The sequence below is a fragment of the Microbacterium sp. B24 genome (genome assembly GCF_000333415.1).
In the GTDB taxonomy this organism is placed as follows: domain Bacteria; phylum Actinomycetota; class Actinomycetes; order Actinomycetales; family Microbacteriaceae; genus Microbacterium.
The window spans coordinates 1-3,864 of the sequence record NZ_BADB01000089.1; the positions used below are offsets into that span (position 1 = coordinate 1).

A 3,864-nucleotide genomic window follows, 5' to 3' on the forward strand; every position below is an offset into this window, starting at 1 on the left:
TCCATTGTCGTCCCGGGGTTGAGCGTGTCCATGGGGATCTCCACGTCTGGGTGTCGAATGCGGTCAGCGGGCGACGCGAAAGCCGCCGGTCCAGGAGATCTCCTCGCTCGCGGCGAGGGTGAGCTGCAAGAAGCCGATGGCCTCGAGCTCGTGCGCGCGCGACAGGGAGCCGGCGTCGATCGCGGTGACGCCACCGGCCTCGACGGCGGCGGCGAGCGCCTGCTTGGCGGTGGCGTCATCGCCGGCGATGAGCACGGTGGTGGGAAGGCCCCCGATGGTCTTGCCGACGAGGGTGCCGGCGAACGTCGTGTTGAACGCCTTGAGCACGTGGGCATTCGGGAGCTTCGCCTGGATCTCGGCCGCGGCCGAGCTGCCGACCGGGACGGTCAGCGAATCGAAGGTCTCGAAGTCGAGCGGGTTGCTGATGTCGACGACGGTCTTGCCGTCGAACCGGTCGCCGTACGCGGCGATGATGCCCGCAACGGCGGGGTAGGGCACGGCGAGCACGACCACGTCGCCCGACAGTTCGGCGGTGCCGACCTGGTCCTTCGCGATGTACGTGACGCTGCTGCCGCCGTCGGCGAGAACGCCGCCGATCGCGTTGGCCATGGTGCCGGTGCCGATGATGCTGAACGTCGTCATGATGTCTCCTTTGGTTGTACCTACAAGCAAAACGATATCCCCAATCCGTTGTAGATACAACTAATGCGGTAGATTCCTTCCATGACCGGCTCGGCACTCACCCACGCTCAGCGTGTCGCCGTGGCGCGCCTGCACGCTCTGCTCGAACTACTCCCGACCGCGCTCGACAAAGAGCTCGCCCCCGCGGGCATCACGTCTTTCGAGTTCACCCTGCTCGAAGCGCTCTACGAAGCCGACGACCACCGCCTGCGCCTGAGCGCCCTCGCCTCGCGCACCAACGCGACACTCGCCCGGCTCTCGCGCGTCGTCACGAGCCTGGAGCGCAAAGACCTGGTGCAGCGCACGCCCTGCGAACAGGACGGCCGGGCGACGAACGCCGTGCTCACCGCGGCCGGCAAGGCGGTCTACCTCGACAGCGCGGCACTTTACGCGGATGCCGTGAAGCGCATGGTCCTCGACGGGCTCGACGACGACGGCGTCGACCAGCTGGCGGCGCTCTCCCTCGGCATCCTGAGCACCCTCGACCCCGAGAAGCGGCTCGCGGTCACCGCCGATGGCGGCGTCACCTGCACCGCCGACCCCGCCGCGATGGAGAGCGCGGTCGTCCGCCCGCGCAGCGGAGGAATCGGATGACTGCTCGCACGGTCGGTTTCATCGGCCTCGGCATCATGGGGGTACCCATGGCCACCCATCTCGTGCGGGCGGGGTTCGACGTCGTCGTCTGGGCGCGCTCGGCGGCGCCCGCCGCAGAACTCGCCGCTGTCGGCGCACGCGTGGCCGCAGACATCGACGGCGTGTTCGCGGAGGCTGAGACGGTCGTCTTGATGCTCCGTGACGAGGCGGCGGTCGACGCGGTGCTCGGCCGGGGAACGGACGCCTTCGCGCACCTCGTCGCCGACCGCACGATCGTGCAGATGGGGACGTTCACGACTGCGTTCTCGCAGGAGCTCGCGCGCGAGGTACGATCCGCCGCCGGGCGCTACGTCGAGGCGCCCGTTTCGGGGTCCCGGGGCCCGGCGATCGCGGGCACGCTGGTCGGGATGCTCGCGGGAGAGGCGGATGCCGTCGCCCACGTCGAACCGGTCGTCGCCGCCATGTGCGGGCAGGTGTTCCGATGCGGCGCGATCCCCGCGGCGCTGTCGATGAAGCTGGCGGTGAACACCTTTCTCATCACGATGGTCACGGGTCTGGCAGAGACCTTCCACTTCGCCGAACGCGCCGGCGTCGACGCGAACATTCTGCGCGACGTGCTCGATGCCGGACCCATGGCGTCGGTCGTATCGCGGGGCAAGGCGCAGAAACTGACCGAGGGCAACCTGACGGCGCAGGCGGCGATCGCCGACGTGCTCAAGAACGCGCGGCTCGCCGAGGCTGCGGCGGGTGCCGCCGGCTCCGCCCACCCGCTCATCACGGCCAGCCGCGAGCTCTACGAGAGCGCGGTCGTCGAGGGCAGGGGAGCGCTCGACATGATCGGCGTGATCGGTGCTCTCGAGGCGCGCGCCGACGCGCGAGCGCCCCGCCCCTGGACTCTCCAGCTCACCCCGTTCGACGACCCCGACGCCGACCTCCTGCGACGGGCCCAGCGCGAGGAGCTCGACGCGCGCTACGGTTCCGACGATCACGAACCGGGTGCGACGCCGTCGGCCGCGGACGTGCCGGTCTTCGTCGTGGCGCGCGATGAGGAGGGTGCGCCGGTGGCCTGTGGCGGACTTCGCCCGTTGCCCGACGGCATCCTCGGCCCCGGCGTCGTGGAGATCAAGCGCATGTACGCGGCGCCGTCGGTTCGTGGCTCCGGGGTCGCCAGGGCGGTGTTGCGCGAGTTGGAGGAGCAAGCTCGTCTCCTCGGTGCCCGACGTCTCGTGCTGGAGACCGGTACCGCGCAGCCCGACGCGATCCGTTTCTACCAGCGCGAGGGCTACGCGCCCATCCCGCTGTTCGGTTCGTATGCCGGGTCGGAGGTGTCGGTCTGCTTCGGCCGCGACCTGCTCGTCCGGCGCTGACCGATCCGCGCCCTCTGGCGCGGGCCTATGGTCAGATCGGCAGTCGCTCCAGTGGATTGTCCGCGAGCTTCTCGATGACGCCACCGTCGACGAGTCGTCGTGCCGCGGTGTCGGGCTTGCGCGCGGCCTGATCGATCACGCACGCCCCGAACTCCGCGGCCAGCGTGCCGCGCGGGTAGACCGAGAGCACCTCGCGTCGGAACGCCTCGGGAAGCGCCTCGGGGCGTGCGCCTGAGATGTCGAGACCGGTCGCGACCTCCAAGAGATAGCCCTCGGCATCCATCGCCGGATCGACCCGCGGCCAGTTGTGGCGCACGATCACCTCGAGCACGCGTTCGCGCCGTTCCACCGGCCACCCCGCCCCGGCGGTGAGGGCGACACCGACGTGACCGCCGGCGTGCTCGTACGAGATCGTGTGGTTGTCGAACGCGGTCACCGTGCCGATGTCGTGAAGCACGGCGGCGACGTAGAGAAGCTCGTGGTCCACCTGGCCGAGACCGTCGATGCGCGCGAACGCCTCGGCCCAGAGCCAGGACCGCAGCGCGTGCGCCGTGATCGCAGGCGACTGGTACTGGCGGGCGAGTTCGAGTGCTCCGCGCGCAGCCAACGTGTCGGGTGCGCGGAAATCGGTGAGGTGCATTGATCCAGTCTCCCGACACCGACGCGCAGGGCGGATGTCGCCGCCCGCCGAGCCTCGTCGTATTCCTGCCAGACTCCGCACCGCCGAACGTCGTCAGGTGTCGGAGGTCGAGAGGACCGGGGCCTGCGACGCCGCGTGCGCGGTGGCCGAGCCCGATTCTGATGCCGACGCCGTGATGGCCTCATCGGGCTCGCGCACCGGCTGGGCGGCGAGGCGCGCCGGATGACCGTCGGGAAGCTCGTCGATGGCGATGCGCACCGGGTGCGCCGATCCGCCGATGACGAGGTAGCGCTGGCCGGGCCTGATGCGGAGGAGCTCTTCGTCCGAGAGCTGCACGGCGAGCGCTGGCGCCGGGAGCTCGGGTTCGGTCGGAGGCCCGCTCACAGGGCGCTCGGCGGAACTCGGAGCCGAGACGGCGGCATCGCCGGGCGTGGGTGAGACCTCCAGCGCCTCGCGGATGATCGTCCTCGGGTCGTACTGGCGCGGATCGAGTGCGCGCCACTGCGCCGCGCTGACACCCGTCTCCGTCTCGATGCGGGCGTTCGCCGCGTCTACGTGCGAGCGCAGGGCGCGCACGAACGC

4 protein-coding genes and 1 pseudogene are annotated in these 3,864 nt (G+C 70.4%); 2 read left to right on the forward strand and 3 right to left on the reverse strand.

Going from position 1 to position 3,864, the window contains the following annotated elements; genetic code table 11:
• Window positions 1-63: 63 nt before the first annotated feature.
• Window positions 64-642, reverse strand: a complete 579-nt coding sequence (locus I5I_RS02055) for an NADPH-dependent F420 reductase (protein WP_036315879.1) — start codon at window positions 640-642, stop codon at window positions 64-66.
• An 81-nt stretch (window positions 643-723) separates the two neighbouring features.
• Between I5I_RS02055 and I5I_RS02060 the strand changes: the two genes are divergently transcribed.
• Window positions 724-1,275 (forward strand): MarR family winged helix-turn-helix transcriptional regulator, encoded by a 552-nt coding sequence (locus tag I5I_RS02060; RefSeq protein WP_083867902.1) that lies wholly within the window; start codon window positions 724-726, stop codon window positions 1,273-1,275.
• On the forward strand, window positions 1,272-2,642 hold the full coding sequence (locus I5I_RS17850) for a GNAT family N-acetyltransferase (protein WP_083867903.1): 1,371 nt from the start codon (window positions 1,272-1,274) through the stop codon (window positions 2,640-2,642). The genes I5I_RS02060 and I5I_RS17850 overlap by 4 nt, the downstream gene beginning before the upstream one ends.
• A 31-nt stretch (window positions 2,643-2,673) precedes the next feature.
• Here the strand turns inward: I5I_RS17850 and I5I_RS02070 are convergent, their stop codons facing one another.
• Window positions 2,674-3,282, reverse strand: a complete 609-nt coding sequence (locus I5I_RS02070; RefSeq protein ID WP_036315882.1) for an HD domain-containing protein — start codon at window positions 3,280-3,282, stop codon at window positions 2,674-2,676.
• Between the two features lie 93 nt (window positions 3,283-3,375).
• Window positions 3,376-3,864 (reverse strand): annotated as a pseudogene (locus I5I_RS17030) (hypothetical protein); the annotation flags it as partial.